Below are 957 nucleotides of genomic sequence, written 5' to 3'. Positions count from 1 at the left end.
CTTTGCACCCGTAATCAGACAAGTAAAGTCTGGTTGCGGGCGTTTTTTGTTTATAGGAATCCGGTACCGTTCCTGAAACTGAAATTAGGCGAATAACTCGCAGTCCAACCCTTTAATATGATATATTGATATGGCAGAAAATGCTTATGTGTTTTATCATCCGCAGTATGGCGGATTGAGAGTGGTGAACAACGGCGAAGGACTGTTCTTTTGTATCGAGGACCTGGTTGCCATCACAGATATCGGCAGAGATAAATTGTTCCCAGTATTAGCCGAAACGGAGGGGAAAGTGGTCGAAATATATGTGGAAGCGGAAAACAAAAAGGTTCCGAAGAAATATAAACAGCGTTTGTTTTTCGGTGAATTCTTTGGCAATGCTGACAAGGTGGAACGAAATTGTAGAATAGCTTGGAGAAGTATGATATTTGTAGATTCTCAGGTGGTGAGAGATATGACCATAGGCTGTTCGAAAGATCCTGAGCGTAAGTTGTTTTACAAGTGGGTCAAGGATTTTATCCAGCCTGTGATGGAGGACGAGGACAGATGTTGGCGTTATGAATGTGTCATGATGAAAAGAGTCTGTTATGACCCTCTGGAAAAACCGATGGACATCCGATATGCTGCCGACGGCCTGTATATCAACGATATGAGAATCAACTGACATTATTCATCTTTTAAACAAGTTATTACGATTATGAAACAAGCAGCAAAGAAGCAGCTCCTCAACGCCCAGAAGGTGGACGGAGCCATCATCAGTGAAGAACACGGTACCATCGCCTTCCGCAAGGCGCCATGGAACGATACCGAGGTTATCTGCGAACAGCCTAAGGTGATACCGGGCAGAATGGTTTGCTCTGGCGAGAAGGGAGGCGACGAGTTCGACTTCAAGCCTTACGAGCGTACGGGCGAGAAGATCTTCGAGGAAATCTTCAAGACCAAGCATGCCGTGGTGCGCAC

General features: G+C 45.4%; 2 protein-coding genes. Both read left to right on the top strand.

Annotated elements, in window-relative coordinates; all coding sequences use genetic code 11:
* The first annotated feature begins 130 nt into the window (after positions 1-130).
* Positions 131-661 carry a hypothetical protein gene (locus DWV53_RS15385; RefSeq protein WP_118155489.1) on the top strand — a complete coding sequence of 177 codons (531 nt, stop codon included), beginning with the start codon at positions 131-133 and terminating at the stop codon, positions 659-661.
* 33 nt (positions 662-694) lie between these two features.
* On the top strand, positions 695-957 hold a 263-nt coding region (locus DWV53_RS15380), incomplete at its 3' end, for a hypothetical protein (protein WP_118155487.1).

Source organism: Segatella copri, from assembly GCF_003465495.1.
Classification (GTDB): Bacteria; Bacteroidota; Bacteroidia; order Bacteroidales; family Bacteroidaceae; genus Prevotella; species Prevotella copri_G.
The sequence above is the reverse complement of the archived record's forward strand: the minus strand, read 5'-3'. Positions and strand labels throughout refer to the sequence as shown.